General features: G+C 62.4%; 28 protein-coding genes. 12 read left to right on the top strand and 16 right to left on the bottom strand.

The window, feature by feature from the left end:
• Positions 1 to 18: 18 nt before the first annotated feature.
• Positions 19 to 1,179 carry an aminotransferase class V-fold PLP-dependent enzyme gene (locus CQ12_RS13430; protein ID WP_057835784.1) on the bottom strand — a complete coding sequence of 387 codons (1,161 nt, stop codon included), beginning with the start codon at positions 1,177 to 1,179 and terminating at the stop codon, positions 19 to 21.
• Between the two features lie 245 nt (positions 1,180 to 1,424).
• Between CQ12_RS13430 and CQ12_RS13425 the strand changes: the two genes are divergently transcribed.
• Both CQ12_RS13425 and CQ12_RS42175 read left to right on the top strand, forming a co-directional pair.
• A complete protein-coding gene (locus CQ12_RS13425) occupies positions 1,425 to 2,228 on the top strand; it encodes an IclR family transcriptional regulator (RefSeq protein WP_057835783.1) in 804 nt (267 codons plus the stop codon).
• Between the two features lie 677 nt (positions 2,229 to 2,905).
• Entirely contained in the window at positions 2,906 to 3,127 is a 222-nt protein-coding gene (locus CQ12_RS42175) for a DUF3551 domain-containing protein (protein WP_083519265.1), read from the top strand.
• A 31-nt stretch (positions 3,128 to 3,158) separates the two neighbouring features.
• Here CQ12_RS42175 and CQ12_RS13420 read toward each other — a convergent pair whose 3' ends face one another.
• From CQ12_RS13420 to CQ12_RS13405, 4 genes are all read right to left on the bottom strand, one after another.
• On the bottom strand, positions 3,159 to 4,136 hold the full coding sequence (locus CQ12_RS13420) for a DUF3592 domain-containing protein (RefSeq protein WP_057835782.1): 978 nt from the start codon (positions 4,134 to 4,136) through the stop codon (positions 3,159 to 3,161).
• A gap of 68 nt (positions 4,137 to 4,204) precedes the next feature.
• Complete coding sequence (locus CQ12_RS13415; protein WP_057835781.1) at positions 4,205 to 4,822, bottom strand: LysE family translocator; 618 nt, start codon at positions 4,820 to 4,822, stop codon at positions 4,205 to 4,207.
• A 253-nt stretch (positions 4,823 to 5,075) separates the two neighbouring features.
• Complete coding sequence (locus CQ12_RS13410) at positions 5,076 to 5,618, bottom strand: hypothetical protein (protein ID WP_057835800.1); 543 nt, start codon at positions 5,616 to 5,618, stop codon at positions 5,076 to 5,078.
• Positions 5,619 to 5,629: 11 nt separating this feature from the next.
• Positions 5,630 to 7,072 (bottom strand): LVIVD repeat-containing protein, encoded by a 1,443-nt coding sequence (locus tag CQ12_RS13405; RefSeq protein ID WP_057835780.1) that lies wholly within the window; start codon positions 7,070 to 7,072, stop codon positions 5,630 to 5,632.
• A 121-nt stretch (positions 7,073 to 7,193) separates the two neighbouring features.
• Between CQ12_RS13405 and CQ12_RS13400 the strand changes: the two genes are divergently transcribed.
• The 4 genes from CQ12_RS13400 to CQ12_RS13385 all read left to right on the top strand — a co-directional run bounded on the left by CQ12_RS13400 (position 7,194) and on the right by CQ12_RS13385 (position 11,013).
• Positions 7,194 to 7,508, top strand: a complete 315-nt coding sequence (locus CQ12_RS13400; protein ID WP_057835779.1) for an ArsR/SmtB family transcription factor — start codon at positions 7,194 to 7,196, stop codon at positions 7,506 to 7,508.
• On the top strand, positions 7,501 to 7,968 hold the full coding sequence (locus CQ12_RS13395) for an SRPBCC family protein (protein WP_057835778.1): 468 nt from the start codon (positions 7,501 to 7,503) through the stop codon (positions 7,966 to 7,968). The genes CQ12_RS13400 and CQ12_RS13395 overlap by 8 nt, the downstream gene beginning before the upstream one ends.
• Positions 7,965 to 8,477 (top strand): SRPBCC family protein, encoded by a 513-nt coding sequence (locus tag CQ12_RS13390; protein ID WP_057835777.1) that lies wholly within the window; start codon positions 7,965 to 7,967, stop codon positions 8,475 to 8,477. The genes CQ12_RS13395 and CQ12_RS13390 overlap by 4 nt, the downstream gene beginning before the upstream one ends.
• Positions 8,478 to 8,784: 307 nt before the next feature.
• The gene (locus tag CQ12_RS13385) at positions 8,785 to 11,013 is read left to right on the top strand and encodes an ATP-binding protein (RefSeq protein WP_057835776.1); all 2,229 of its coding nucleotides are present in this window, start codon (positions 8,785 to 8,787) and stop codon (positions 11,011 to 11,013) included.
• Between the two features lie 8 nt (positions 11,014 to 11,021).
• Here the strand turns inward: CQ12_RS13385 and CQ12_RS13380 are convergent, their stop codons facing one another.
• The 8 genes from CQ12_RS13380 to CQ12_RS46290 form a co-directional block, all read right to left on the bottom strand.
• On the bottom strand, positions 11,022 to 11,798 hold the full coding sequence (locus CQ12_RS13380) for a DUF2189 domain-containing protein (RefSeq protein ID WP_057835775.1): 777 nt from the start codon (positions 11,796 to 11,798) through the stop codon (positions 11,022 to 11,024).
• Positions 11,799 to 11,938: 140 nt separating this feature from the next.
• The gene (locus tag CQ12_RS13375) at positions 11,939 to 12,382 is read right to left on the bottom strand and encodes a hypothetical protein (RefSeq protein WP_057835774.1); all 444 of its coding nucleotides are present in this window, start codon (positions 12,380 to 12,382) and stop codon (positions 11,939 to 11,941) included.
• 2 nt (positions 12,383 to 12,384) lie between these two features.
• Positions 12,385 to 12,753 carry a nuclear transport factor 2 family protein gene (locus CQ12_RS13370; protein ID WP_057835773.1) on the bottom strand — a complete coding sequence of 123 codons (369 nt, stop codon included), beginning with the start codon at positions 12,751 to 12,753 and terminating at the stop codon, positions 12,385 to 12,387.
• 84 nt (positions 12,754 to 12,837) lie between these two features.
• Positions 12,838 to 13,308, bottom strand: coding sequence for a MarR family winged helix-turn-helix transcriptional regulator (locus CQ12_RS13365; RefSeq protein WP_057835772.1), 471 nt, complete (start codon positions 13,306 to 13,308; stop codon positions 12,838 to 12,840).
• A 19-nt stretch (positions 13,309 to 13,327) separates the two neighbouring features.
• The gene (locus CQ12_RS13360; protein WP_057835771.1) at positions 13,328 to 14,938 is read right to left on the bottom strand and encodes an acyl-CoA synthetase; all 1,611 of its coding nucleotides are present in this window, start codon (positions 14,936 to 14,938) and stop codon (positions 13,328 to 13,330) included.
• A gap of 142 nt (positions 14,939 to 15,080) precedes the next feature.
• Positions 15,081 to 16,607: an FAD-dependent oxidoreductase gene (locus tag CQ12_RS13355; protein WP_057835770.1), complete on the bottom strand. Its 1,527-nt coding sequence runs from the start codon at positions 16,605 to 16,607 to the stop codon at positions 15,081 to 15,083.
• A 21-nt stretch (positions 16,608 to 16,628) separates the two neighbouring features.
• Entirely contained in the window at positions 16,629 to 17,246 is a 618-nt protein-coding gene (folE, locus tag CQ12_RS13350; RefSeq protein WP_057835799.1) for a GTP cyclohydrolase I FolE, read from the bottom strand.
• A 299-nt stretch (positions 17,247 to 17,545) separates the two neighbouring features.
• Positions 17,546 to 17,671: a YjiS-like domain-containing protein gene (locus tag CQ12_RS46290; RefSeq protein ID WP_245309892.1), complete on the bottom strand. Its 126-nt coding sequence runs from the start codon at positions 17,669 to 17,671 to the stop codon at positions 17,546 to 17,548.
• A 292-nt stretch (positions 17,672 to 17,963) separates the two neighbouring features.
• Here CQ12_RS46290 and CQ12_RS13340 point away from each other — a divergent pair, with 292 nt between their 5' ends.
• Both CQ12_RS13340 and CQ12_RS13335 read left to right on the top strand, forming a co-directional pair.
• On the top strand, positions 17,964 to 19,535 hold the full coding sequence (locus tag CQ12_RS13340; RefSeq protein WP_057835768.1) for a winged helix-turn-helix domain-containing tetratricopeptide repeat protein: 1,572 nt from the start codon (positions 17,964 to 17,966) through the stop codon (positions 19,533 to 19,535).
• Positions 19,536 to 20,142: 607 nt separating this feature from the next.
• Positions 20,143 to 20,643: a peptidoglycan-binding domain-containing protein gene (locus CQ12_RS13335; RefSeq protein WP_057835798.1), complete on the top strand. Its 501-nt coding sequence runs from the start codon at positions 20,143 to 20,145 to the stop codon at positions 20,641 to 20,643.
• 117 nt (positions 20,644 to 20,760) lie between these two features.
• On the opposite strand, the gene CQ12_RS13330 is transcribed toward CQ12_RS13335, so the two are convergent.
• Positions 20,761 to 21,216, bottom strand: a complete 456-nt coding sequence (locus CQ12_RS13330) for a GatB/YqeY domain-containing protein (RefSeq protein ID WP_057835767.1) — start codon at positions 21,214 to 21,216, stop codon at positions 20,761 to 20,763.
• A gap of 308 nt (positions 21,217 to 21,524) precedes the next feature.
• Between CQ12_RS13330 and carA the strand changes: the two genes are divergently transcribed.
• The 3 genes from carA to CQ12_RS13315 all read left to right on the top strand — a co-directional run bounded on the left by carA (position 21,525) and on the right by CQ12_RS13315 (position 24,119).
• On the top strand, positions 21,525 to 22,715 hold the full coding sequence (carA, locus tag CQ12_RS13325; protein ID WP_057835766.1) for a glutamine-hydrolyzing carbamoyl-phosphate synthase small subunit: 1,191 nt from the start codon (positions 21,525 to 21,527) through the stop codon (positions 22,713 to 22,715).
• Positions 22,716 to 22,945: 230 nt separating this feature from the next.
• Positions 22,946 to 23,446 (top strand): PaaI family thioesterase, encoded by a 501-nt coding sequence (locus CQ12_RS13320; RefSeq protein ID WP_057835765.1) that lies wholly within the window; start codon positions 22,946 to 22,948, stop codon positions 23,444 to 23,446.
• A 139-nt stretch (positions 23,447 to 23,585) separates the two neighbouring features.
• Entirely contained in the window at positions 23,586 to 24,119 is a 534-nt protein-coding gene (locus CQ12_RS13315; RefSeq protein ID WP_057835764.1) for a cupin domain-containing protein, read from the top strand.
• A gap of 3 nt (positions 24,120 to 24,122) precedes the next feature.
• On the opposite strand, the gene CQ12_RS13310 is transcribed toward CQ12_RS13315, so the two are convergent.
• Both CQ12_RS13310 and CQ12_RS13305 read right to left on the bottom strand, forming a co-directional pair.
• Complete coding sequence (locus CQ12_RS13310) at positions 24,123 to 24,488, bottom strand: hypothetical protein (protein ID WP_157088188.1); 366 nt, start codon at positions 24,486 to 24,488, stop codon at positions 24,123 to 24,125.
• Positions 24,485 to 24,703: a hypothetical protein gene (locus tag CQ12_RS13305; protein WP_157088187.1), complete on the bottom strand. Its 219-nt coding sequence runs from the start codon at positions 24,701 to 24,703 to the stop codon at positions 24,485 to 24,487. Before CQ12_RS13305 ends, CQ12_RS13310 begins: the two co-directional genes overlap by 4 nt.
• Positions 24,704 to 24,954: 251 nt before the next feature.
• On the opposite strand from CQ12_RS13305, the gene CQ12_RS13300 reads away from it, so the two are divergent.
• Entirely contained in the window at positions 24,955 to 26,412 is a 1,458-nt protein-coding gene (locus CQ12_RS13300; protein ID WP_057835761.1) for a DUF1254 domain-containing protein, read from the top strand.
• Positions 26,413 to 26,423 lie beyond the last annotated feature (11 nt).

Genomic DNA, 26,423 nt, shown 5'->3' with positions numbered 1-26,423 from the left:
TCCTCTGTGATCGAAGGTCTAAGCTGCTCTGGATGACGTCTTCAGGCCGCGCTTGCGGATAAGCTCGACCAGGCGATCGACGTCGGCGATCGTGTTGAACATGCCGAACGACACCCGGATGCCGTCACGTTCGGGAGAAACACGCACGCCGTTCTGCTCGAAGTAGCCAAGCCATTCAGAAGCAGGCAAACCGATGACGTAGATGTGCGGCGCGCGGTGCCGTCGGTCGCGTGGACCAACGAGGCGAATGTCGAGCTCATCCAGTTGGGCGATCAGATGATCGCCGAGATCGAAGCAATGGTTCTGGATGTTCTGCACGCCGATCTGCTCGATCATGTCTATGGCCGCGCCGAGCGCATGTATCGCCGGCAGGTTGAAGTTGCCGAGTTCGAAGCGCCGCGCTGTCGGCGCCGGCGCCAGGATTTCCGATGTAGCGATGAGATCGGCAGGAGGCTCGGCCAAACTGGCGGTCGCCAGATACGTCGGCTCAAGCTCGTTCAGGGCCTTGTTCCAATAAAGGAGTCCCAGTCCTTGCGGAACGAGCAATCCCTTGTGGGTCCCCGAGCCGACAAAGGACGCCTGCATGGCCCTGGCATCGATCGGCACGACGCCGATCGCCTGCATCACATCGACGGCAAAGTAGAGCTTCTTGTCCGCGCACAGGGCGCCGATGCTTGCGATGTCGAAGCGGTGACCCGCGTGGAAGGTCACGTGCGACATCGAGATCGCGCGCGTCTTCTCGTCAATATGCGGAAGAAAGCTCGCCGCATCGACGATGTCAGTCATTGGAACGAACCGCACCTCGACGCCCTTCCTTTGCAGGTTGAGGAAGGCGTAGGCGTTGTTCGGATGATCGCCATGGATCATCAGGACCTTGTCGCCGGCACGCAGCGGCAGCGCGTTGGCCGCAATGTTCATGCTCTCAGAGGTGTTCTTGGTGAACGCGATCTCCTGCGCAGATACGCCCAGAAAGCGGGCGCCCCTGGCGCGTGTCTCCTCGACACGATCGAGCCAGACACTCTTCGGTCCGGCCGTCTCCAGCCCTTCGCGAAGGAAAAGCTCGATGGCCGCCTTCACCGGGCGCGCGAGCGGAGCCTGAAACCCGGAGTCGAGGTAGACCATCCTGTCGGCGGCCGGAAATTCCCTCCGCACGGCCTGCACGTCGTAATGACGAGACATCCCAACCTCTCCTGCTGAGCACGCTGTCACGCCTGGGCCGAGGCCAAGAGCGGAACGAAATTTCGAAAGTGGCGGGGAATTCCCTGAGACGACGGCTGTGCACTGCACAAATTCTGTTCACCCGCTGGCATCGCCAACGATACGGGCACGGCCGGATCGCTGTCTAACGCATTTTCCATATTTGAGTGGTTTTCATTCCGAAAAATGATAATTTATTACTAGCCGTCAGCGACCGGAGATACACAGTGACTGGGCGAACGAAAGCCGATGGGCCGCTTGACCGGGCCTTTTCCATCGTCGGGCATGTCGCCGAGCAAACCAAAGCCGTTTCGGTGGCGGAGATCGCCCAATCGCTTTCGCTCCCCCTGCCGACGGCGCATCGGCTGATCGGAAACCTCGAGGCGCGTGGGCTTCTTCAGAAGGCACTCGGGACCAAGCGATATGTCGTCGGCAATCAGCTCGTCGCGCTTTCCGCGAAAGTGATCGGCGCCGCCTTTCGCACGGCGCGCCGGCATGCCGTGCTTCGCGCGGTCGCGGGCGAAATCGGCGAGCAGTGCGAGATCGGAGTCGTACGCGACAACGTCGTGGCTTACGTCGACAGTGTGCGCGTGTCGCAACCGCAGGGGCTCCAGTTCAATCCGGGCGAAGCCGCTCCGCTACACTGCACCTCGACGGGCAAGATCTACATGAGCCGCCTGCCCGAGAGGGCGCGCGAGAAGCTGGTGCGCGCGCTTGCGCTGACGAAGTATACGGAAAACACCATCGTTGATCCCGAGGCGTTGATGAAAGTGCTCGAGGAGACGCGGCGTCACGGTTGGGCCAAAACCAACGAAGAATATGTGAAGGGCGTCGTTGGGTGCGCCGTCCCCATCGTCTCGCCCGATCGCGAGTTGATTGCGTGCCTGGGCGTATCTGTCCCGGTCGCGAGAGTAAGCTATGTCGATCTTGACCGCTTCATCGCTCCGCTCCAGAGAGCCGCCGCCCTGCTCTCGGAAACAATTCTGCAAGCCGACAGCGACAGCAGGAGCGAGATTACCGACGAGGTCTAAGCCCGCGTGTCACGCTGGCGGCCGAAGCGCGCTGATCCAGCCTTCGACGATTTCGGATTTCAGCGGGTCCGGGCGATCACATGTCGGGCACTGCGTGATCGCAGGGCTCTTGCCGTCGCGCGTTGTGACCAGGATCATTTTCCGTCCGCATCTCGGACAGTCCAGATGTATCGTCTCCAAGGGATGCCCCTCCTTTGGCCCACATAATGCGACCTGCCAGCAAGACCGCCCTGGCCGTTTGAGGGGTGAGCCCCGGGGTCTCGCCGGCGCACGAGCACGCCTGGCGGGTGGGTGCCGGCAAGCTGCGGTCGCATTTACATCGAAGCGGGAAACCGGCAGCGTTTGCTATTGATCCAACGTGCAGTATTCGGTCACTCCGCCTTACCGATCTCTGGCGAGTATTTTCATGCATGAGCTACCTGAGGTTGATATAGATCAAACAGCAGAGTTGTCCTAATCGAAAATCTAGGCGCCAGAGCATGATCCGGAGAAAGTGAGTAGCGGTTTTCCCTCGCGACAAACGCGAATGCGTTGCGGAGATCATCTCAAACAAAAAGATAAAGCGGGATGACGATTCGAAGAAAAGTCATCACGCTTTGGCGCGGTTCGTCCGATAAGTTCTCGCCAAGCGCAGATGGCTCCGCTGGCGTCTCTCACGCACACAAGGGAGAGTTAAGGTGCGCGCATTGACCATTTCAGTGGTGCTGGCACTGGGTCTGACGACGCAGCCGGCGCAAGCCCAGATGTATGATTCGGCTTACCCGTTTTGCCTGCAGACATACGGGCCTCAAGGCAGCATTTCATGCCGCTTTGGGTCAATGGCGCAGTGCAAGGCGGTCGCATCCGGCCGCTCGGCGCAATGCATAACCAACCCGTATTACGGGAAGCGACGTCGCTGATGCGCTCGAACCGAGCGCGGGGCGGGTCCGGTCAGCCATGCACGGCGGCATAATACGCGACGCCCCAGATCGCCGCAGCGGCGAGCCATAGCACCCACACAAAATGGGCGCGCGGCTCGAGCGTCGCCTGGGCCGGATTGCCGGGATTGACCCATACCTTCACGCTGGCGCCGTTCTTGTAGTCAGTCGTCGATTTGCGCACCAGCCAGCTCGAGGTGGATGCGACGCTGCTTGCGAGCGTCGCATGCGTATTGGTGTAGATGAGATCATTGTACTTGTAGGTATAGGACACCCGGCGCTGGTACATGGTCTGGCCGCGCGAGCGTCCGTCCGTCGGCGCGGCGCGATATTGCTCGATGTCGGAAAGCTTTATCGTGCCTGTTACGACAGGCCATTGCATCGCCAGCGATGCCTGCCGGTGCAGCATGAGCGCGAACAGCGCCACCGCCGTGCCGAAGGCGGCGAAGGCAACGGCAGCTGCGGGATTGCCGGAGGCAGGAATCTGCGCCGAGACATACTCGGTGATCTTGTGCAGACCGATCGCCGAGCCGAACACGATCGCCAGCACGATGGCGGTGCCGATGCCGAGGCAGCCCCACAGGCCCTTCGGCAGATCGCGCTCCAGCACGGCCTGGTTCGGATGTCGCGGGTTGTAATAGACGGTGACGATGGCACCGACCGGATATTTCGCGAGCGTCTCGGCGATCTCGAAATCGCCGCGGTCCTCGCCGATGCTGACACGGTTGTTGCGCAGCTTCCTGCCGGCCACGGAATATTCGTAAATCACGTTGGCGAAGTTGCGCTGCTCCATGCGGAAGCCGTCTTCGCGCTCGCTGTCGATGATCTTGACCTCGCGCGGTTCGGCTGCCGAGACCACCACCTTGCCGGCGGTGGACGGCCATTCACGCGCGGCGCGAACCTCCAGCGTCTTGTAGACGGCGGCGCCGAGCAGCAGCCCGAGCGGGCCAAGCAGTATCAGATAGACGAACCACGGCAGGTCGGGCAGCACGGCTTGTTTCCCCAAAGGCGGCTGGCGATTAGACGCGATGCCGCCGCCCCGGGTTCAACGCGCGCAGCCTACCGCGCCCGTGTCAGCGCCAGCCAGATGCCGCCGCCGATCATGAAGCCGCCGGAGACACGCGACACCAGCCGCGTCCGCTGCTTGGAGAAGAATTTTCGCGCGCGGCCGGCCAGCAGCGCGTAGATCGCGTCCGTGGAGGCGGCGATCACCATGAAGGTGATGCCGAGCAGCGCCACCTGCGGCAGATGCGGCTTCTCCATGTCCATGAACTGCGGAATGAAGGCGCCGAAGAACACCAGCACCTTCGGATTACTGAGCAGCACCAGGAAGCCCTGCAGGAAAAAGCCGCCGCGCGGCGGCGGGGGCGGCTCGTCGGCATTGACGCCCTCGACCGGCTCGCGGATCAGCTTGATGCCGAGCCAGATCAGGTAGGCCGCGCCGGCAAAGCGCACCCAGTCGAACCAGTAGCCCATGGTCGCCATCAGCGAGGTCAGACCGATCGCGACGGTGCCGATCACGATCGCCATCGCGGTTTGCACGCCGGCGCAATTGATCATCGCCGCGCGCGTCCCGTGCCGCAAGCCGTTCGCGATCAACAGCGTGACGACAGGACCCGGCAACAAGGCGAGCGCGATGCAGGCGGCGACAAAGGCGAGATAGACCTGGAGGGACATGTGGGGTTCCGGCTGTGAGGGCGGTTAGGACATTATGCATGTGGAGGCCGCGGATGGAAGCCATCCAAACGCGCGGGTGCATCTTCTCCTTCACGGGGCCGAGACAAGCGAAGCTTGCTCTGAGAGGGTCCGGGTGAGGGGCTCTCTCCGCGTGTCGTGCTCTATCGATAGACCTGTACCCCCTCACCCGGATCGCATCTTCGATGCGATCCGACCTCTCCCCGCAAGCGGGGCGAGGTTAAGGCAGCACGCCTCACCGCCCCTCCATCACGGCCACCATCCAGCGCGTCATTTGATCGGTCGCCAGAAACGCCAGCGCGGCGCGCCGTATCGCCGACACGTCACCGTTGCCATGTGCGACCGCGACGAGGAGATCGCAGCCGCGTGAAACCGCGATGCCTACCGCGTGTCTCGTGCTGGCGGCCGGTGGCAACTCATACGTCCTGATCCGCCCCGGCATATCTGCCACGCGCACCAACTGTCCGCTGCTGAGGGGTACAAAGTGCTCATTGACCAAATCAACATCGGCGACACGATCGACTTCATCGTCGTCGGCGACACCGCGGTCGCAATTGCAGAAACCGATCTTCGGCCGCACAGAGATCGCGACATCGCCGCCGCAGGAGTCGCAGCGATACGCCTTGCCGGCGGGCCAGCCATCGCGCGGGAACGGCCAGGCGATTTCCCGCCAGACACTTTTCTCGTCCTGGCGCGGCCCTGCTTGCTGATAGGCCGCAGCGCCCGACAGCGCACCGAGCAACGTGATGGCCAACGCAATAAGCGGCCGGCGGCGCATCGCCGGCGTCCTCACGGCAGGCCGGCGACGGCGCGCGCCGGGCCGGTCAGTTCCAGAATGTGCAGGCCGGTATTGGCGCGGTCGACGATGTAGATGTAGCCGCGCTCGTCGGTTTCGACATTGTTGGTCTGGATCGCGACCTTGCAGCGGTTCTTGTCGTCGATCTTGACGCAACGCTTGTCGGTCGCCGCCGTGATCGCCGGAATGAAATGGCCGACCTCCGAGGGGTGAAAGGGATCGCGGATGTCGAGCGCGCGGACACCTGCATTGAAGAAGGCGATGAACGCCATCTTCTTGTAGAACACCGGCGCCATGCTCTCGTTGGAGGAATGCGCGCCGAACCGCCCTCCCCGCTCGCAGAACGTGCCGCTCGCTTCCGGCACGGTGTAGCTCGAGATCATCATCGGCCGGTTCTCGACGGTCACATCGGCGAACCACACCATCTGCCGCGGCTCGTTGCATTCGTTCAGGATCGCCTCGTCGACGATCATGACGATGTCGCGGGTCTTGCCGTCCTTGTCGCGCGCGAACTCCGCGATCGGCATGCCCAACATCGGAAAGGTCGTGTGGGCGCCGTTGAATGCCGACATCGGCAGCCGTGCAATTTCCGGGAGCCGCAGATTGTCCGCGGTCGGCTCCTTGGGGCCGCTCAGCAGTTTTTCGCGATCGACGATCTGCAAAATGCCGCCCTTGTTGGTGCCGTAGCCGAAATAGACCCGATTGCCGGAAGGTCCCGTAGAGATCGGCCCGTGCAGTTCGGTCGGCACCGCGCCGGTCGAGCCCGGCTCCTGGCCCGGCAGGCCGAAATCCCTGATCTTCTGCGGATGCGCGGGATCGGAGAGATCGTAGACCTGCGTCATGCGGCGCGTGCGCCAGTCCGGCGCGCCCGACACCAGGAAGGCAATGCCGGTGTCGCATTCCCACCAGTTCTTGTGCGTGTCCTTCAAGCCCGCGATCCGCGTGACCAGCACGGGATTGGCGGGATCGGCGACGTTCCAGATCTCATGCGCCTCGCCGCCGAACGTCCTGAGCATATAGACCGCGTTGCGATCGCCCTTCGGCAGCGCCTTGCCGTCGCAGATCCGCACCATCTGGGCGCCGCCCGCTTCATACTTGCCTTCCTGTCCCGAAAGGTGGCGCAGATATTTCGGCTGTGAGGGATCGGTGACGTCGACGATCGAGGTGCCGTTCGGCTCCGCCTTGCCGGTTTGCGGATTGACCGGCGCCGGAATTTCGTCGCTGCCGCCGTGATGGCCGATATAGGCGATCCAGCGGTCTCCTTGATGATGGATGGTCGGCTGATAGGCGCTGCGCGCCTGCAGATCGCTGGTTCCAACCAGCTTCATGTTGGAGGCTTCGGGCGGCGTGCCGATCACCTGTTGCTGCGCGTATGCGGCCGAGCATGTGAGGAAACAGATCGCGCACCAGGCTGCGAGTTTGAGGCGATCGCCCATCTTCCACCCCTGACTGTTCAGGGCCAATCTGCGTTGGCTGACGGCAAAAGTAACACAACCTCGAGCCGCGCCCAACACACGCCCTTGACATGCAACCTTTTGGTTGCCTATTATCCCTGCCATGGATGAAGTCTTCAAAGCGCTCGCCGACGCGTCGCGGCGCTCGCTGCTGGATCGGCTTCACGCCAACAACGGACAGACGCTGAATGAGCTCTGCGACGGCCTCGACATGACGCGGCAGGCCGTAACCAAGCACCTTGGGATTCTGGAAGCGGCAAACCTCGTCACCACGCTCCGGCATGGCCGCGAGAAGCTGCACTACCTCAATCCGGTTCCGATTCATCAGATCGGCGATCGGTGGATCAAGAAATTCGAGCGCGGGAAACTTGCCGCGCTCTCTGAGTTGAAACGACAGTTGGAGAAGCGTGATGAGTAAGCCGGAATTCGTCTACGTCACCTATATCGAGACCACGCCGGAGAGATTGTGGGAAGCACTGACGTCCAGCGAGTTCTCCAGGCGCTACTGGTTCGGCACCGAGCTGAAGTCCAACTGGAAAATTGGCTCGCCGCTGGCGCTGGTCATGAACGGCACCACGACCGATACCGGGGAGATTCTCGAGGCCGATCGGCCGCGGCGGCTCTCCTACACTTTCCAGCATGTGACCAACGAGGCGTACCGCAACGAGAAGGCTACGAAGGTCGTCTTCACTATCGAGCCGCACGGCAGATTGGTAAAGCTGACGCTCACGCATGAAGGTTTTGCCGAGGGCAGCAAGCTGTTGGACGGCATCTCCAGGGGATGGCCGGCCATTATGTCCAGCCTCAAGAGCCTGCTGGAATCCGGCACTGCGCTTGAGATTCCGGTTTCCGCGCTCGGCATCGAAGGTGTGTCATGAACGTCAAGAACTTCAAGCCCGCCATCGTCTATACGATCTACATCGCGTCAACGCCGGAGAAGGTGTGGGAGGCGCTCACGCAAGCGGAGTTTTCCCGGCAGTATTTCTCCGGCCAGGCGGTCGAGGTCGATCTCAGGGTCGGCGGCGCCTTCATCATGCGCACGCCGGACGGCGCCCTGCATACTTCGGGCGAAGTGATCGAGTGCGAACTGCTGAAGAGGCTCACCGTCACCTTCAACGTCAACTGGCCGGCGCTGGTGGAGAAGCTCGGGCCGACGCTCGTGACTTACGAGATCGAGCAGGCCGGCGACGTCGTGAAGCTGACGATGCTGCAATCGCACGACCGCGACATCAGCGACGACATCCTGTCCGGCGGCCGCACAGGCTGGCCCGCGATCCTGTCCAGCCTGAAGAGCCTGCTGGAGACCGGCAACGCGCTAACCATCAAGATGCAGCCGCCGGAGCGGATGCTGGCCGCGCTGAAGGAAATGGGGATCGGGACGCCGTAGGCGGCAGCCTTCGCGACTCAGCAACTGCTGTCGTACCCCGCGCATGCGGGGTATCCAGTACGCCGAGGCGTCTCGATTCATCACTGCCGTCTCTGGAACACTGGGTCACCCGCCCCAGTGCGCAATTGCGCACAAGGTGGGTGACGACAATTGAATGCAATTAGACACACCGAAGCCATCAGCCACCGTGGACTTAGGCCCGCCCAAGGGATATTCCAGCATCGTAGATAATGGCTGCCTCACCGCAGCTTCCGAATGTATCTATCGCAAACACGACCCGCTGATTTGAGCGCGGAACCACGCACCGATGAGCCTGCGCACCCGGCTATTAATTCTTGTTATTGCCGCGATGCTGGTGCCGGCCATCCTTGTGGGACTGCGTTTCATCCAGAACCGCACCAGCGACGTTGACGCCGCGCTTGCCGGTCTGTCGGCCGCGGCCAACGACATTCTCGCCGATCTCGATGAGAAGATTCAGGGCACGGCCCAGCTCCATTATGGCCTCGCCCGCGCCCGCGATCTCGATACGCGCGACAAGGCGGCCTGCTCGGCCTTCCTGTCCGCCGTGCGCGAGGAATACACGCGGTACACCGGCATCCTGACCATCAATCCGGACGGCAGCCTGTTCTGCGACTCGCTTAGAACCGACCGGACGCTCGATCTCAGGGATCGCACATATTTCAGGCAGGCGCTGAATGCCCACGGCATCGTCACGCTCGAGCCCGTGTTCGGGCGTCTGACGGGAATCTCCGTGCTGCAGATCGCCTATCCCGTTCGCACCGAATCCGGCGAGCTGAGATTCATCCTGCTCGCCTCATTCAACTTGAAGAAATTCGCCGAGGACCATGACAGGCGCCTGTCTGATGATAGCGAGATTCTGCTCGTTGACAGGAAAGGCACCGTCCTCGTCGCGCCCGACAGCAAGGAATGGACCAAGCCGGTCGGCGAGTCGATCGCTAGTTCGGACCTGTTCCGGTTTGCGGCTTCGCCGCACCGCGAGCCGTTCCATGAAGCGGCCGGGCGCGAGGGCCGCCCCCGTGTCTGGGCCGCCGCGCGCTCGCCCTCGGCGCGCGATGCCGGGCTTCACATCATGGTCGGGCGCCCCAAGGACAGCCTGGTGGCCGCGGCCAACCGCCGTCTTTACGAGGATCTGGCGATCCTTGCGGTGGCCTCGCTGCTGCTGCTCGCGGGCGTCTGGCTTCTCGCGACGATCGGCATCGGCCGTCAGGTCGGACGTCTGGCTGCGATGGCGACGAAGCTTGGGCTTGGCGACCTGAGTGCACGAATTGCCCAGCCCCATCCGGGCGGCGAACTGGGCGGGTTGATGACGCAGTTCAACAGCACTGCCGAATCACTCGAACGTCAGCGCGCCGCCATCGACGAGCTCAATCAGAAACTCACGCAATCCCAGAAAATGGAGGCGATGGGTCAGCTCACCGGCGGCGTGGCGCATGATTTCAACAATCTGCTAACGGTCATCCTCGGCAATGCGGAGCATCTCGCCGAACGGCTGGCACCGCACAAGGAGCTGAGCAACATCGCCGAGAGCATCGCGACCGCCGCCGAACGCGGATCGGACCTGACGCGAAGCCTGCTCGCGTTCGCACGCAAGCAGCCCTTGATGCCGAAGCACATCGACATCGGCCAGAAAATTCTCGGCATGGAGCCGTTGTTGCGCCGGACGCTCGGCGAACAAATCGAATGTGAATTCAAGCTAGATCAGAACCTGTGGCAGGCCAGCGTCGATCCCGGCCAACTGGCTGCGGCGCTGCTCAACCTGGTGCTGAATGCGCGCGACGCCATGCCATCGGGCGGCAAGCTGACGGTCGAGGTCAAGAATACCTCGCTCAGCGAAACCGACGTCGACGTCAACGGCGAAGCGCGGCCCGGCGACTATGTCATGGTCGCCGTGACCGATACCGGCACCGGCATGACGGCCGAAGTCGCCGGCCGCGCCTTCGAGCCCTTCTTCACCACCAAGGAGGTCGGCAAGGGCACCGGCCTCGGCCTGAGCATGGTCTACGGCTTCGCCCAGCAATCCGGTGGCGCCATGCAGATGCGCTCCGAGCCGGGACATGGCACCGCGGTCAGGCTTTTCTTTCCCCGCGTCCGGACATCTCAGCCGAGCGCCGTGCCGCCCACCGATCAACAGGCCATCCCGACCGGCAGCGAAACCATTCTCGTCGTCGAGGACGACGACATGGTGCGCGGCTATGTCGAAGGCGAATTGAAGGCGCTCGGTTATCGCGTCATCGTCATGCCCAACGCATCAGCGGCGCTCGAAATACTGCGCGGCCCCGAGAACATCGATCTCCTCTTCACGGATGTCGCGATGCCCGGCGGCATGTTCGGCACGGAGCTCGCCCGCCAGGCCGGGCGCCTGCGGCCCCAGTTGAAAATTCTCCTCACCTCCGGCCATACCGAACATCCCGCCGAGGCGATCGACGGGACCGGCCGCGACGTGCAGATCCTGAACAAGCCCTACCGCCGGCACGACCTGGCATCGATGCTGCGCGCGGCCCTGAAGGCGAATTGATCGCCAGTCTACGCCGCGACCGGCGCGATGATTCGGCGGTAGAGATGCCAGGTGGTGTGGCCGAGTACCGGCAGCGTCACCACGAGGCCGAGAAAGTACGGCATTGCCGAGACCGCAAGCAGGATCACGATCAACGCCGCCCAGCCGATCATCGGCAGCGGGCTCGTCACCACCGCGCGGACGCTCGTGATCATCGCGGTGACGAAATCGACGTCGCGGTCGAGCAGCAGCGGAAACGACACCACGGTGAGCGAAAACAGGATCAGCGACAGCGCGGCGCCGACCGCGTTGCCGATGGCGAGGAACAGCAGACCTTCATTGGTGGTGAGCACCACCGTGATAAAATCATGCAGGCTCGCAAACGAGGCGTTGAGCCCGAGCAGGAGCGCGATCAGAAGCCGCACCTGGTACATCCAGATCACGAACACGAACAGCGTGACGAAGGCCATCCAGCCGATCTCGCTGCGTGACCTGATCGTGGCCCAGATCGCGCCGAACGAAACCGGCTGCCCGGCTTCGCGCCGTCGGCTCACCTCGTAGAGCCCGATGGCGACGAACGGGCCGATCATCGCAAAGCCGGCGGCGAGCGGATAAACCAGATAGACCATGCCGAATGCCGTGAGGCAGAGCAGGATCGCGATCCCGCCGGCGGCATAGAACGCGCCGAAGGCGAGCCCGTAGAGCGGCATCGCCTGAAAATCCCGCAACCCCTGGCTCAGCGCCTCCGCAATGTCGGCCGCCGTGATCGGCCGCACCACCGGATCGGCCTTGCCGGAGATCGACATCGCGCTCCTCCTCCATGATCGGAGGTATTGGAGCCGATCCACGCGGACGGCATATTGATCTTCGTCAAGCCATCGAGCGCCGGCATTGCCGGCTGAGGGCCCCCCACCGCTTCGGCGGCTGGAAACGGGAACAACGCTTGTCAGGAGCGAAGCAGGAGCAGGAGCGCCACAACAAGGTTCGCAACAAACAGCGCCGCATCGATGACGAAAATCCGGAGCATCGGCCCCTTCAACACCGGCCAATACGCTACCCCGACGCGCCCACCGCGCATCAGGACCGGAAGATTGTAGGCGAACTGACTGAAGTGACACGCGGCAAAGAACAGGAACAACGCCAGCTGAGCGTCGAACGCCCCGAAGAAGGGCGGCCGGAACAACAGGAGATAGAACGACAGGAGGCCGATCGGCAGATTCATCCCGCCCAGAAACGCCACACTGGCCGACAACGTCGGCGCGATCGGATTTTCGCGCTCCTCCCGGGGCACCAGTATCTTCAGCGTATTGCCCTGGGCGATGCTGAACTGGATGAACGCGCCGCCGAACCAGAGCGTATTGAGAAGCAGGATAATATCCGACAATCGCATGGCTACTTTCCGTAGAAGGCCTCGCTGCGCACCACACGGCCGGCACCGTCGAAGTCCATGAACTCGCTGGCGCGCGCGTCGCCCAGCTGCCACCACACCGTCAGGCGCGCGATCGTGTCGTCCCAGCTCCAGTTCAGGATTTTCAGATCCGCGCTGTCGATATGGCCGTAAGCCTTCTGCCAGTAGGCACGGATATTCTCGGCGCCTGCGACGACCGGGGACTCCGTCAATTTGAGCGCCAGGGGGCTGCGCATCTCGGCGTTTTCGGCGAAGTGCGAAACGACGGCGTCGATATCGACCTTGCGCCAGTTCGCGCACCACGTCTCGACAAAGCGTCCGGCCGCCGCGCGATCCGTTATCTGTTCGCTCATGCTCGCGCCCTCCCTCGGTGCAACTGCCGGGAAGAGATGACACAGGGCGATCTTAACGTCAACTATGTTGACATGAGAAAGCGATCAGTTGTTGTCTGCAATGGCTCCCATCACCGCCATCCAGGCAGCGGCGCCCGGCTGGCCGACACGATCAAACGCCTCGCGCAGGACCTTGCGCTCGTAGCCGGATGCTCGTTGCTCGATGCGTTTTCCTGCTTCCGTCAGCCGCAGCAGTTTGGAGCGATGCTGCTCGGCCGATCGCGTCGATGTCAGCAGCTTGCGCTCCAGCAACAGGCTGAGCGGCCGGTTCAAGGCCTGCTTGGATATGCCGAGGATCTCGATCAGCGCGCCGATCGATATATCGGGCTGTCGTGCAACGACATAAAGGATACGGTGGTGCGGACGCGACAGGCCAAGCGTCGCGAGATACTGGTCGGCCGTGAGCGTCATGCCGCGCCAGCCGTAATACATGAGCTCGAGCGCCGCATCCAAATCGTGGAGCTTCGTGAGCGAGGCGCGATGCAGGCCCGCAGCGCGCTTGGCAACTTTCTTCATTCGTCCCTCGAAGCCGAAATCATCCCAGCGCCCGCAGTTCCCGCCGCAGCACCTTCCCCGTCGCCGTCATCGGCAAGGTCTCGGCAAACTGCACGAAGCGCGGGTATTCGTGAGCGGCGAGCTGCACTTTCACGAACTCCTGGATCTCGCGCGCCAATTCGTCGCTCGGCGCAAAGCCCGGGCGCAGCACGATCCAGGCCTTGATCGATTCGGTGCGGATCGGATCGGGAATGCCGACCACCGCCGACATGGCGACTGCCGGATGCTTCATCAGCGTGTGCTCGATCTCCGAGGGGCCGACGCGGTAGCCGGCGGTGGTGATGACGTCGTCCTCGCGACTGACGTACCAGAAATAGCCGTCCTCATCCTGCACGCCGAGATCGCCGGTCAGCAGGAACTCGCCGGCATATTTCTTCGCGGTCGCTTCCGGATTCTTCCAGTATTCGATCATGGTGCAGGGACAGGGCTGGCGCACGCCGATGATGCCGCGCGCGCCCCTCGGCAATTCCTCGCCCTTGTCGTTGACGATGCGAACGTCGAAGCCCGGCGTCGCCTTGCCCATCGAGCCGGGACGGATCGGAAACAGGTTCGAATTGCTGCCGATCACGAGATTGCATTCGGTCTGGCCGAACACTTCATGCGCGTCAATGCCGAAGGTTTCGTTCACCCAGCCGTGCAATTCGCCGCCAAGCGATTCACCGCCGGTGAAGATGCTGCGCAGGTTCAAGCCGGGATTCTTCACGTCGGCCTGCCGCATCAGTTTCAGCGCCGTCGGCGGCAGGAAGGTGTTGCGGATGCCAAGCTCGGCCATCATCGTCATCGCCGCCTGCGGCTCGAATTTGCGCGCGCGATGCCCGACAAGCGGAATGCCGTGATACCAGAACGCGAACAGGGCGTTGATCAGCCCGCCGATCCAGGCCCAGTCGGCCGGTGTCCACATCAGGTCGCCCGGCCTTGGAAGGAAGTTGTGGCACATCTCGACATTGGGGAGATGGCCGAGCACGACGCGATGCGCATGCAGCGCGCCCTTGGGATTTCCCGTCGTGCCCGAGGTGTAGATGATCAGCGCCGGATCGTCCGCCGAGGTATCGACGGTAGGAAATACGTCGTCGGCGTCCTCAATCGCCGGCCAGAACGGCTTCGCGCCGGCGTGCGCGATGCTGGTCGTGACATAGATTGCCTGAAGATAGGGCAGCCGGTCGCGGATCTTCGACAGTTTCTCCCATCCGCTTTCGTCGGTAATGATGGCCCGTGCACCGGAATTCGACAGCCGGAATTCCAGTGCGTCCTCGCCGAACAGCGCGAACAGCGGAATGGAAATCATGCCGGAACGGAACGCCGCGAGATGCGCAATCGGCAACTCAAGGGATTGCGACAGGAACACGGCTATGCGGTCGCCGCGCGAGAGGCCGTCGGCCTTCAACACGTTGGCAAACCGGCGCGACATCTCGGCGACCTCGTCGAACGAGGTGCGCGTGGTGGCGCCGTCCTCGTCGACATAGATCAGCGCCAGCCGGTTGCTGCCGTCGGCATATCGATCGCAACACGCCGTCGCCATGTTGAAGCGATCGGGGACGTCCCAGCGGAAGTTGCGGTAGAGCTCGTCGTAGGTTGAGGCTTCGGTGAGCATGGTGGCGGCCTGTCGCTAACGTTCTCATGGCCGGACCTTATTCCGACCATCCACGTTCTTGTTGCTTGGCCAGCGAGTTTAAAGGCGTGGATGCCCGGGACAAGCCCGGGCATGACGTGGAGAGACATTTTGTAGCCGTAAGTTAGGGGGCCCGCGCCTTCTCCATCGCCAGCTCGGCTTCGAGGCTTGCGATGTCGCGATAGATCGAGGCGACGGCCAGCACGCGGCCGTTGCTCTTGTATTGCAGCAGGCAATCCTTGCCGGAGATGTCGCCATCGATGGTGATTTCGTCCCATTTCTCGGCGTGGCCGACATAATTGATCGGCACATCATAGTGCTGGCTCCAGAAGAACGGCACCGCGTGGAACGGCTCGCGCTGCCCAAGCATGTTTCGCGCGGCCGTCTGGCCCTGACGCTGGGCTACCACCCAATGCTCGACGCGAATGGTCTGAAGGGAATGCGGATCGGGCCAGCGCGCGATATCGCCCGCGGCGTAGATACCTGCGACGCTGGTTTCCAGATAGGCATCGACGGTGACGCCGCGATCGATCGCCAGCCCCGCCTTCTCGGCCAATTCAAGCCGCGGACGCACGCCGACGCCGACCACCACGAGATCGGCCTCGATCACGCCGCCGCTTTTCAGCGTCGCGCGCTTGCCCTCGATCGCGGTGACGGTGTCGCCGAGATGGAAGATGACGCCGTGCTCTTCATGCAGGGCGCGGACGAAGTCGCCCAATTCCGGCCCGAGCACGCGCTCCATCGGCCGCTGCTCGAGGCCTACGACATGGACCTCGATATTTCTGGCGCGCAACGAGGCTGCGGCCTCCAGCCCGATGAAGCTCGCACCGATCACGACCGCGCGCCGCGCGCCATCCGCCGACGCAATGATCGCACGGGAATCGGCGAGCGAACGCAGCACGTGGACATGGGGCTGATCCATGCCCGGTATCGGCAGGCGCACCGGCTCCGCGCCGGTCGCCAGCAGCAAACGGTCGTAGGGGATGGTGTCGCCGCCTGATGTGACGACATGGCGTGCACCGGTGTCGATGGATATGACTTTGGTGTTGAGGCGCAGGTCGATCTTGGACCCGGCATAGAAATCATCCGGCCGCAGCGGTACCCAATCCTCCGGCGCGCTGCCGGCGAGATAATCCTTGGACAGGTTCGGCCGGTCTATCGGCGCCGCCGCCTCATGGCTCAGCATCACGATGCCGCCGGAGTATTCCTGCCGCCGCAGCATCTCGGCGGCGGCAAAGCCTGCCGCGCCGCCGCCGACGATCACGATCCGGCCGGGCGCATCGGTGATTGCCATCACCTGCCGCTTGGGCTGTTCACGCTTCTCCCGAACGAAGATGCGACCGTCTTGCTGCTCGACCTTCCAGACCGCGACCGGACTGAGCGCCGGCGCCCTTGTGGCTTCGCCGGTGCGCAGGTCGAAACAGGCGTGGTGCCAGGGACAACGGATGCCTCCGCCGGTCACCAGGCCCTCCGCCAGCGGCCCATGATAATGGGAGCAATGGGCGCCGATCGCGAAAATCTCCGAGCCTGAACGCGCCAGCACGACTTCTTCGTCGCCGACATGGCCAAGCAGGGTCTCGCCTGTGAATTCGGACAACAGGATGCCCTTTGACAGATCGGGACCGGCGGGCGGAGCTTGCTGATCGGCCATGTCGTCCTCCGCAGCGTTGCGTCAGGTCGCCATTCCCAGAAATTCCTGACGGGTCAGCGCGTTGTCGCGAAAGCATCCCAACATGCGGCTGGTCACGAGGTCGGAGTCCGGCTTGTGCACGCCGCGCGTCGTCATGCAGTGATGCGACGCCTTGATAATGACGCCGACGCCCTGCGGTTCCAGCACGTCATTGATGGTGTTGGCGATCTGCGCGGTCATCTTTTCCTGGATCTGCAGACGCCTGGCATAGACGTTGACGACGCGCGCCAGCTTGCTGATGCCGACCACGCGGCCGTTTGGAATGTAGGCCACCCAGGCCTGGCCGACGATCGGCGCCATGTGGTGCTCGCAATGGCTCTCGAAACGGATGCCGCGCAGCACGATCATCTCGTCATAGCCTTCGATCTCTTCGAAGGTCTTCCTCAGGATCTCAACAGGGTCCTGACCATAGCCTGAGAAGAACTCCTCGAATGCGCGCGTTACCCGCGCCGGCGTCTCGCGCAGGCCATCCCGATCAGGGTCCTCGCCCGTCCATCGGATGATGGTGCGAACGGCGGCTTCGACCTCGGCTCTGCCGGGCTTCTGGATATCGGACAGCGATGCTCTTGCGCGATCAAGTGCCTGTACATTCGGATTCATCGAGATGCCTTTCCACGACGCGTGCCAACGGAGCTTGAGCCTGTTGGATGCCGCGTCGGCGAAAAGGTTCCCGAGAAAAACCAGGGCGCGCACTCAGAGAAGTTGGCCGGCGTTTGATGTCCGCTTGCGCCCCAGCTGCGGCTCAGAAGCAGAAATGCCGGGAGGTCAGATATTGGCCAACAAGCGACATCGCAATGGCTCGTTCGATCATCAAGATGGTCGCAAACGCCAACCCCGACCCGAAATATTTTGGGAGGAAGAGCTTGCTGCCAACTCCTGCACCCAGCAGGTGCCAGATTTCAGACGTTCATCGGATCGGCAGATCGGATGCCTCGCGGGTCGATAGAGCGATGCGAGGCGACGTAGTCGATCTCGCCGCGTGCAATGCCGATGTCTTGGAGTTCGCGGTCGGTCAGGTCGAACAAATCGCCTCGCAACTTATTGCGTTTGCGTTGTTCTTGAAACGCACCCCAATATCTCTTGAAGAAGCTTGAGACGCGCGGCGCCGATCCGGTCGTCGGTCCCAATGCGGTTGCACCGTGCGCTGTACTCATTGCGGCATCTCCTGCGGACGTTGTACGCCGACAAGATGCCAAGGCATGGAAGGCGCGCTTAACAGTCGGCTTACATTTTCCTCACCAGCGGCTTATTCTTTGCGCTCTAGGCGGCGCTAGAACGCCCCGCCAACGGTGGGAGGCGACCCAAGGAATTGGCAGCTTGCGCTATCTCTTCGAAGAGTACGCAATCGACACCGATCTGCGCGAGCTGCGTCGCGGGACAGACATGGTCTCCGTTGCGCCACAGGTCTTCGACCTGCTCGAATACTTGATCCGCAACAGGGAGCGCGTGGTTAGTAAAGACGACCTCATCAATGCCATTTGGAACGGCCGCATCGTGTCCGATGCGGCGCTTACGACGCGCGTGAATGTCGCTCGGAGGGTGATCGGCGACTCCGGCGAGAAACAGCGCCTTATCAGGACACTGCCACGGAAGGGCTTTCGTTTCGTTGGACAAGTGCGGAAAGCGGTGGGGCGCACGGATGCGGGAGTCGCCGACAACCCGGTAGAACCGACGAAACCCACCCTTACGCTACCTGATAAGCCCTCAATCGCCATTCTCCCCTTCGCAAATCTGAGCTCCGATCTGGAGCAAGAGTATTTTGCCGATGGCGTCGTGGAGGACATAACGATGGCGCTGTCGCTCTTTCGTTGGCTGTTTGTGGTCGCACGCAACTCGAGCTTTACTTACAAAGGCCGGGCCGTGGACGTGAAGCAGGTCGGCCGCGAGCTCGGCGTTCGCTATGTCCTGGAAGGTAGCGTGCGTAAGGCTGGAAACCGTATTCGCATCGCGGGTCAGCTTATCGATGCCGAAACCGGAGCACATCTCTGGGCGGACCATTTTGATGGTGCGAGCGAAGACATATTCGAGCTGCAGGACCATGTGACGGCCAGCGTCGTTGGCGCAATCGCCCCGAAGCTCGAGCATGAGGAGATCAAGCGGGCCAGGCGCAAACCAATCGAAAATCTGGATGCTTACAACTGTTATCTGCGTGGGCTGGCGAGCTTTCGTCGGTGGACAAACGACACGAACAGCGAGGCGCTCCGGCTTTTCTGCAAGGCAATTGAACTCGACCGCAGCCTGACCTCTGCCTATGGAATGGCCGCGTGGTGCTACGCGGTGCGCCGGTCGTATGGCTGGATGAACGAGCGCGTACAGGAAAGCGCGGAAGGTACCCGGCTGGCTCGAAAAGCGGTACATCTGGGGCCGGATGACCCAGTAGCACTGTGTATGGGTGGATATGCACTCGCCATTATAGCCCGTGAGTTCGACGACGCCGCGGCTTTCATGGATAGCGGCCTAACGGTCAATCCCAGTTTTGCCGTAGGCTGGATGCTCAGCGCCTGGTTGAGGGTCTGGAGAGGTGAGCCGGACCTCGCACTTGAGCACGTTGCGCACGCTATGCGCCTGAGCCCGCTCGATCCGTATGTGTCCGGCATGCAAGGCGCGGCGGCGTATGCTCATTTTCTCGCGGGCCGTTATGGCCCGGCGTCGTCATGGGCCGAAAAGTCAATGCGTGAGAACCCGAATTTCGTGGCAGCAGTATGCATGTCCGCAGCCAGTAATGCGCTCGCCGGACGGCTTGAGCAAGCACAGAGTGGCATCGCACGGGCACTCCAATGTGACCCCGGCTTGCGCGCCTCCAATTTGGGAGACTTAGCACCATTTCGGCGAGCAGTGGACCTAGCCACGTTCGCCAAGGGTCTCCGCAAAGCGGGCCTTCCCAAGTGATCATGATGCTTGTTGCGTCGAATGCCACTGCGGGGATGCGTAATCGATGTCCGTTCCGGGTCATTTGCGGACGTTCCCGGCCGATGGTGGCTAGGTCGGCTCTACCCCTCGGAGCGGACGTCGGTGAACCGACAAGCCACGCCAGTTTCCCCCGCACCTTGACGGATGCGATCTGAGCGATTGCTGAGTTACACAAGCCAGCGGCTACCTTAACGGCCTTGATTTGACTAGCACGCGCCGTAAGCCGGCACACCATCCCCCGGGGTCATGTCTGTTTATGCCAATACGTTCCGAGCGACGTCCGCAACGGGTCAAAAGCCGGCTCTCGGGACGGCATCGTCTTGGTCAGCTAAGCGGCCAGAAGCTCACTTCGCCGGCGCTGGCTCTCGACGTCTCCAGGGGTCAAGGGCGGTGCGCCGATCCCATGCCCCGCGTGCAATGACGCGTAACAATCGGCGCGAGGCCAGGGAACCGTGTGCCGCGGGCAACAGTTACCCCCGCAACGAAGCGGAGTGGCGCCGTCGGACGTTGATAGTTCAGGACGGCGCGGTGTATCTTTACTTTCTAGACCGAACCATCGGCAGACTTGAGGGGGCAAGGAAAGGCCATGCGCGCCTTGATCCTAGCATTGTGTATCCTAGCGATCGTCGACAGCGCGCACTTTGCTAAGGCGGGTCTGAGCAGCACGCCTCGCGAAACGTTGGCACCCGCCGAAACGGCAATCGCTACCGACGAAGCGACTCAGGAGACCGAGGAACAGATCGGCCTCACCAAGGCAAAGCGTCGTGGAGTGCAACGTGGGCTAACCAAGCTCGGGTTCAAGACCAAGGTCAATGGGAAGTTCGACGAATCGACTCGCGCCGTCATCGCGCGCTGGCAGGAGGAGCAGGGCTACCCTACGACTGGCTTCCTCAACGCCGCCCAGCACAGGGTACTAGCGGACGCCGCGGCAGAGGCTAGCAAATCTGGCCATCAAGACCGTCGTCGGGCTGGGAGCCGTACTCGCCATTCGCGCGGTATCGGAGGTCCAATTGGTGCGATCGGCGGCGCGGTGCACGGCGTTGTGGGGAGTGTGGGGGGTGTGGTGGGCGGACTATTCCGCAGGTGACTCGTCCAGCCTCAAGATAGTTGGAAACACGCCTAAGCAGCCTTGCACTTTGTAGGCTGTGACGCCCCGGAAGCGGACTCCCATCCGGCCAATTTTGAGTACATGCCCTGGCCGAAACTATCCGGCCAGCGCCGCCTTCACCATGCCGCTGGCCTTGCCGAAATCCATTTGACCCGCGAACTTCGCGCGAAGCACGCCGATCACCTTGCCCATGTCCTTTATGCCGGCGGCGCCGGTCTCGGCGATCGCGGCCGAGATCGCGGCCTTCACCTCGTCGTCCGACATCTGCTTCGGCAGATAGGCAGAAATAATGGCGATCTCCTCGCGCTCCTGCGCGGCGAGCTCGGCGCGGCCGCCCTTGTCGTAAAGCTCGACCGATTCCTGGCGCTGCTTGATCATCTTCTGCAACAGGCCGAGCAGGTCGGCATCGGAGAGCGGCGGCTTGCCCTGCCCGCGCGCGTCGATATCGGCGTTCTTGATCGCCGAATTGACCATGCGCAGCGTGGAGAGCTTGCGCTCTTCCTTCGCCTTCATGGCCTCCTTGACCGCGTTGTTGATGTCGTCGCGCAGCATGGTTGCCTCACTGAATAGAGCGCCGCTGGAAGGGCCCTTGGGTCTATCTGATGATTCCGCGTCTATATAGGGGCTGGGCGAACCGCGCCACTGCGGGGGTGGCCTGCGGGCCGGTCGGCGGGGCAGGAACGAGCGGGATCGGCTCGAATTGGTTAAGCCGAGCGGTCCCGTTTCAGGCGGATTAGGCCCAAAAGACCGAGGGCCGGCGGAACCGGCGATCAAATATGCAGCAAACGCATGTGAATCCCGCCGTTTTCTGGCCTTCCGGCTTTGACGCGCGGGGGCGCTTGCGACTATGAAGTGCGCTCATGACAACATCCGATAATTCCTCAGCCTGGCCGGACCAGAAACCGACCGCGCTGCTCGTGCTTGCCGACGGTACCGTGCTGGAGGGTTTTGGCCTCGGCGCGGAAGGCCACGCTGTCGGCGAGGTCTGCTTCAACACCGCGATGACCGGCTATGAGGAGATCCTCACCGATCCCTCCTATGCCGGCCAGCTCATCACCTTCACCTTCCCGCATATCGGCAATGTCGGCACCAACGACGAGGATATCGAGACGGTGAACATGGCGGCAACGCCCGGCGCGCGCGGCGTGATCCTGCGCTCGGCCATCACCGATCCCTCGAACTACCGCGCCACCAAACATCTCGACCAGTGGCTGCGCGCCCGCGGCATTATCGGCCTCTCCGGCATCGATACCCGCGCGCTGACCGCGCTGATCCGCAGCAAGGGCATGCCGAACGCCGTGATCGCCCATTCGAAGAGCGGCACGTTCGACCTGCATGGGCTGAAGGAAGAGGCGCGCGAATGGCCCGGCCTCGAAGGCATGGACCTGGTGCCGATGGTCACCTCCGGCCAGCGCTTCACCTGGGACGAGACGCCGTGGGCCTGGCAGCAGGGTTTTGGCCGCCAGAGCGAGCCGGAGTTCAACGTGGTCGCGATCGACTACGGCATCAAGCGCAACATTCTGCGGCTGCTCGCCGGTGAAGGCTGCAAGGTCACGGTGGTGCCGGCAACGACATCGGCCGAAGACATTCTGGCGATGAAGCCCGACGGCGTGTTCCTCTCGAACGGCCCGGGCGATCCGGCAGCCACGGGCAAATACGCGGTGCCCGTGATCCGCGAGGTGATCGCGTCGGGCACGCCGACCTTTGGCATCTGTCTCGGCCACCAGATGCTGGGGCTCGCCGTCGGCGCCAAGACCAAGAAGATGCATCAGGGTCACCACGGCGCCAACCATCCGGTGAAGGACGAGACCACCGGCAAGGTCGAGATCACCTCCATGAACCACGGCTTTGCCGTGGACCAGGACACCCTGCCCGAGGGCGCGACGCAGACCCACATCTCGCTGTTCGACGGCTCCAATTGCGGCATCGAGCTCAAGGACAAGCCGGTATTCTCGGTGCAGTACCACCCCGAAGCCTCCCCGGGCCCGCGCGACTCGCACTATCTGTTCAAGCGGTTCGCGGATCTGATGCGGGAAAAGAAGCGGGCGTAGAGGGCTCTTCCGTCATTGCCTGCGACAAACGCGAAGCGTTTTCGCAAGGGAGCGAAGCGACGAAGCAATCCATACCTCCGCAAGCGGCGAAATGGATTGCTTCGCGGAGCCTGTCATCGGACGCGTATTCGCGCGACCCGTTGGCTTGCAATGACGGCGAAACGAATTGGCAGTGGACGCAAGCCGCTATATGATGTCCATCATCATAAAACGCTGCCGGAAACTCTGTCATGCACGACAAACCCTCCGCCTCCAACGTCGAATACGGCGTGACGCCGACGCATGTGATGGCATCGATGTCGGGCCTCGACTTCGTCCGCGCCATGTTCGAGGGCAAGCTGCCCTCGCCGCCGATCATGCAGAACGTGGAGCCGTTCGATTCCACCGCCGAGAAGGGACACGTCATCTTCCACAGCGTGCCCGGCTTCCGGCACTATAATCCGATCGGGTCGGTGCATGGCGGCTATGCCGCGATCCTGCTGGATTCCGCGATGGGGCTTGCGGTGCAAACCGCGCTTCCCGCCGGTACCGGATACACCACGCTGGAATTCAAGATTTCCTTCATCAAGGGCATGAGCAAGGATACCGGCCCGGTCCGCACCGAGGGCAAGACGCTCAATGTCGGCCGCCGCGCCGCGACGGCGGAAGCGCGGATTACCGACGCGAATGGCCGGCTGCTCGCGCATGCGACGACGACCTGCCTGGTTTTCGAGATTCCCAAGGGAACGTGAGGGGCTGAGTTTGGTTTGACGTAGGGTGGGCAAAGCGAAGCGTGCCCACCATTTTGCCCTCGTAGACAATGGTGGGCACGTCGCTACGCTCCTTTGCCCACCCTACGGTCGTTGCCCACCCTACACATCGGAGCAAGCCATGTCCGTCGTCAGCGCCGATATCGAGCCGCTCACCTTCGTCTTCGACGATGACGGCCTCGTGCCCAACAGTCCCCTGCCGTTCCTGGTCTACAAGGGCGCGGTCGATGTCGCGAACGATCATCCGGAAAAGACCATCGAAGGGTTGTTCGGCGCCAATGGCTGGGGCGCGATGTGGCGCAACGGCGTCTATGACTATGTGCATTACCATGCCACGGTGCATGAGGTGCTCGGCGTTGCCCGTGGCCGCGCGCGCGTCCGCTTCGGCGGCAACAGCGGCAAAGAGCTCGAGATCACGCCCGGCGACGTCGCCATCCTGCCCGCCGGCACCGGACATCAATGCGTGTTCGCGAGCCCCGACTTCTGCGTGGTCGGCGCCTATCCGCCGGGGCCGAAGATGCAGATCACGCGGCCGACGCCGGAGAACCACGCCAAGGCGTTGAAGACGATTCCGGAAGTAAAGCTGCCGAAGACCGATCCGGTGCGCGGCGAGGACGGCCCGCTGGTGAGGCTATGGAGAAGCGGCCCGCGATAACCATCAGCCGCGGCTGGCAATCCGATCGGCCGCCCGTTCCGCGGCGGGCTCTCCCAAAGACATCCGCATCGCCGCGACCCGGGCAACAAAGAGGCCGATGACGAGGTTGGCCCGTTCGATCTCGAGCTTGTCGCGGACCGGCCCGGTCGGCGTATCCGCGCACATGGTCTTGATGCAATCCAGCGTGCGCGACAATGAATCGACGACCGTCCAGATCGGCTCGATCGATGGCGGGGCCACCGTCGACGGTCCCGGCATGACTTCAGCCGTGCCGGGAAATTCAATTACTTTTTGTTGCATCACTAAAATCCAAATTCGAACCAATTGCGCGGCCGGGGTGTCCCCGGTTCGTTCTGCCCCGGGGATCATTGGCCCCACCCATCATAGTGTCGCCTCGCGCAGGCTCGCTTAAATTGATTATCGGAATCTTGCAGCACGGCTTCAATACGCGCGCGTTTTTCGTGCATCTTGAACTTTTGGAAGTCCCCGATTGCTGCGTTGCCGGCGCCCTCCGCAGGAACCCGCACACTATCGTCAGAAAAGCGCAGAAACTGCGCGTGAAACGACGCCTTGACATAGGTCAATACCAATACCCCGCACGATGCGGATTCTACAACGCAGGCTTGTATGCAAGGCCGACGGAGCCCGAAGCTTTTTTGCAGCGATGATGCGCGTTCTTGGCGACAATGCGCGACTTCAAGAGCCGCGAGAATGCATCTGTTTTTATTCTTCGAACATTATGGAAGCGGAATTTCCCGCAAGCTCAAAGAAAACTGAGAACAGACGCAGACGGCGGCTCCGTAACACTGAACACATCAGAACAGGAGGAGGCGAGATGCTGAAGCGAATTCTGCCCCTGACATTGTCGCTCTGCATTGGCGCAGCGGCGGCGCCCGCGGCGCTGGCGCAGGCGTCCATCACCGAACAGGAAGCGCACGCGATCGCCGTTGACGCCTATGTCTATTTCTATCCGCTGCTGTCGATGGACATCACACGAAAGCAATTTACCAATGTCGCGCCAGGCAAGGAAATGGCGAAGGGGCCGATGAACATGTTCAGTAACGTGCCCGAATATCCGCCGGCGGACTTCAAGGGTGTCGTTCGATCGAACTTCGACACATTGTACTCCAGTGCATGGCTGGACATGTCGAAAGAGCCCGTCGTGGTCTCCGTACCTGATACAGACGGGCGCTACTACCTGCTGCCGATGCTCGACATGTGGACCGACGTGTTTGCTTCGCCGGGTTGGCGAACGACGGGCACCAAGGCCGGGACGTATCTGATTACGCCGCCCGGTTGGCGGCCTGATCTGCGCGAGAGGTTTGCCGAGGAGTTCAGGCTTCCGAAAGAGACCCAACGGATCGAAGCGCCAACGTCTTACGTCTGGGTTATCGGCCGCACCAAGACCGACGGCCCGCCGGACTACGATGCGGTCCGCAAAATTCAGGCCGGCTACAAGGTCGCCCTGCTTTCCGAGTATGGCAAGGCACCCAGGCAGGTCGAGTTCAAGCCGGACCCAAGCGTCGACATGAAGACGCCGCCAAAGGTCCAGGTCGATAGCATGTCGGCAGGCGTGTATTTCGCCAATGCCGCCGAGTTGCTCAAGGTTCACCCGCCTCACATCACCGACGAGCCGATCATCGCGCAGATGAAGAAAATCGGTATCGAGCCCGGCAAGAGCTTTGACATCGGCAGGCTCGACCCGGTGTTGCAGCGAGCGATCGAGACCGCGCCGCAGGACGGACAAAAGCTGATGGCCTGGAAAGTGCCGACGCTGGCCCGCGTCGCCAATGGCTGGTCGATGAACACCGACACGATGGGCGTCTACGGCAACTACTACTTGAAGCGGGCGATCGTCTCGCAGGTCGGGCTTGGCGCGAACCTGCCCGAGGACGCCATCTATCCGCTCAACCTCGGCGACGAATCCGGCAAGCCGCTGGATGGCGCGAACAAGTACACCATCACCTTCGACAAGGGCTCGGCACCGCCGGTCAACGCGTTCTGGTCGATCACGCTCTATGATCAGGAAGGCTTCCAGGTCGGCAATGTGCTGAACCGCTTTGCGGTGAGTAGCTGGATGCCGTTCAAATACAATGCCGACGGTTCGCTCGACCTCTATTTCCAGAACGCGAGCCCCGGCAAGGAGCTCGAAGCCAACTGGCTTCCCGCGCCGAAAGGGGCATTCAATCTGACGATGCGCCTTTACGCGCCGAAGTCGGAAGCGCTGACCGGCAAATGGAATCCGCCGCCGGTCACGAAGTCGCAAACAACGGTGGGCATTTCGGCTCAATGAGCGTTGACGGC

The organism is Bradyrhizobium jicamae (genome assembly GCF_001440395.1).
Taxonomy (GTDB): domain Bacteria; phylum Pseudomonadota; class Alphaproteobacteria; order Rhizobiales; family Xanthobacteraceae; genus Bradyrhizobium; species Bradyrhizobium jicamae.
The sequence above is the reverse complement of the archived record's forward strand: the minus strand, read 5'-3'. Positions and strand labels throughout refer to the sequence as shown.

What these genes read in the sequence shown, in the direction of transcription:
- folE (WP_057835799.1), bottom strand. Translation starts at nt 17,246, where the DNA reads ATGAATCCGAATGTACAGGCACTTGATCGCGCAAGAGCATCGCTGTCC.
- CQ12_RS13300 (WP_057835761.1), top strand. Translation starts at nt 24,955, where the DNA reads ATGCTGAAGCGAATTCTGCCCCTGACATTGTCGCTCTGCATTGGCGCA.
- CQ12_RS13330 (WP_057835767.1), bottom strand. Translation starts at nt 21,216, where the DNA reads ATGCTGCGCGACGACATCAACAACGCGGTCAAGGAGGCCATGAAGGCG.
- CQ12_RS13405 (WP_057835780.1), bottom strand. Translation starts at nt 7,072, where the DNA reads ATGGGCGATCGCCTCAAACTCGCAGCCTGGTGCGCGATCTGTTTCCTC.
- carA (WP_057835766.1), top strand. Translation starts at nt 21,525, where the DNA reads ATGACAACATCCGATAATTCCTCAGCCTGGCCGGACCAGAAACCGACC.
- CQ12_RS13375 (WP_057835774.1), bottom strand. Translation starts at nt 12,382, where the DNA reads ATGCGATTGTCGGATATTATCCTGCTTCTCAATACGCTCTGGTTCGGC.
- CQ12_RS13395 (WP_057835778.1), top strand. Translation starts at nt 7,501, where the DNA reads ATGAGTAAGCCGGAATTCGTCTACGTCACCTATATCGAGACCACGCCG.
- CQ12_RS13400 (WP_057835779.1), top strand. Translation starts at nt 7,194, where the DNA reads ATGGATGAAGTCTTCAAAGCGCTCGCCGACGCGTCGCGGCGCTCGCTG.
- CQ12_RS13390 (WP_057835777.1), top strand. Translation starts at nt 7,965, where the DNA reads ATGAACGTCAAGAACTTCAAGCCCGCCATCGTCTATACGATCTACATC.
- CQ12_RS13365 (WP_057835772.1), bottom strand. Translation starts at nt 13,308, where the DNA reads ATGAAGAAAGTTGCCAAGCGCGCTGCGGGCCTGCATCGCGCCTCGCTC.
- CQ12_RS13370 (WP_057835773.1), bottom strand. Translation starts at nt 12,753, where the DNA reads ATGAGCGAACAGATAACGGATCGCGCGGCGGCCGGACGCTTTGTCGAG.
- CQ12_RS13410 (WP_057835800.1), bottom strand. Translation starts at nt 5,618, where the DNA reads ATGCGCCGCCGGCCGCTTATTGCGTTGGCCATCACGTTGCTCGGTGCG.
- CQ12_RS13355 (WP_057835770.1), bottom strand. Translation starts at nt 16,607, where the DNA reads ATGGCCGATCAGCAAGCTCCGCCCGCCGGTCCCGATCTGTCAAAGGGC.
- CQ12_RS13430 (WP_057835784.1), bottom strand. Translation starts at nt 1,179, where the DNA reads ATGTCTCGTCATTACGACGTGCAGGCCGTGCGGAGGGAATTTCCGGCC.
- CQ12_RS13360 (WP_057835771.1), bottom strand. Translation starts at nt 14,938, where the DNA reads ATGCTCACCGAAGCCTCAACCTACGACGAGCTCTACCGCAACTTCCGC.
- CQ12_RS13335 (WP_057835798.1), top strand. Translation starts at nt 20,143, where the DNA reads ATGCGCGCCTTGATCCTAGCATTGTGTATCCTAGCGATCGTCGACAGC.
- CQ12_RS13415 (WP_057835781.1), bottom strand. Translation starts at nt 4,822, where the DNA reads ATGTCCCTCCAGGTCTATCTCGCCTTTGTCGCCGCCTGCATCGCGCTC.
- CQ12_RS13320 (WP_057835765.1), top strand. Translation starts at nt 22,946, where the DNA reads ATGCACGACAAACCCTCCGCCTCCAACGTCGAATACGGCGTGACGCCG.
- CQ12_RS13310 (WP_157088188.1), bottom strand. Translation starts at nt 24,488, where the DNA reads ATGATCCCCGGGGCAGAACGAACCGGGGACACCCCGGCCGCGCAATTG.
- CQ12_RS13380 (WP_057835775.1), bottom strand. Translation starts at nt 11,798, where the DNA reads ATGTCGATCTCCGGCAAGGCCGATCCGGTGGTGCGGCCGATCACGGCG.
- CQ12_RS13315 (WP_057835764.1), top strand. Translation starts at nt 23,586, where the DNA reads ATGTCCGTCGTCAGCGCCGATATCGAGCCGCTCACCTTCGTCTTCGAC.
- CQ12_RS13385 (WP_057835776.1), top strand. Translation starts at nt 8,785, where the DNA reads ATGAGCCTGCGCACCCGGCTATTAATTCTTGTTATTGCCGCGATGCTG.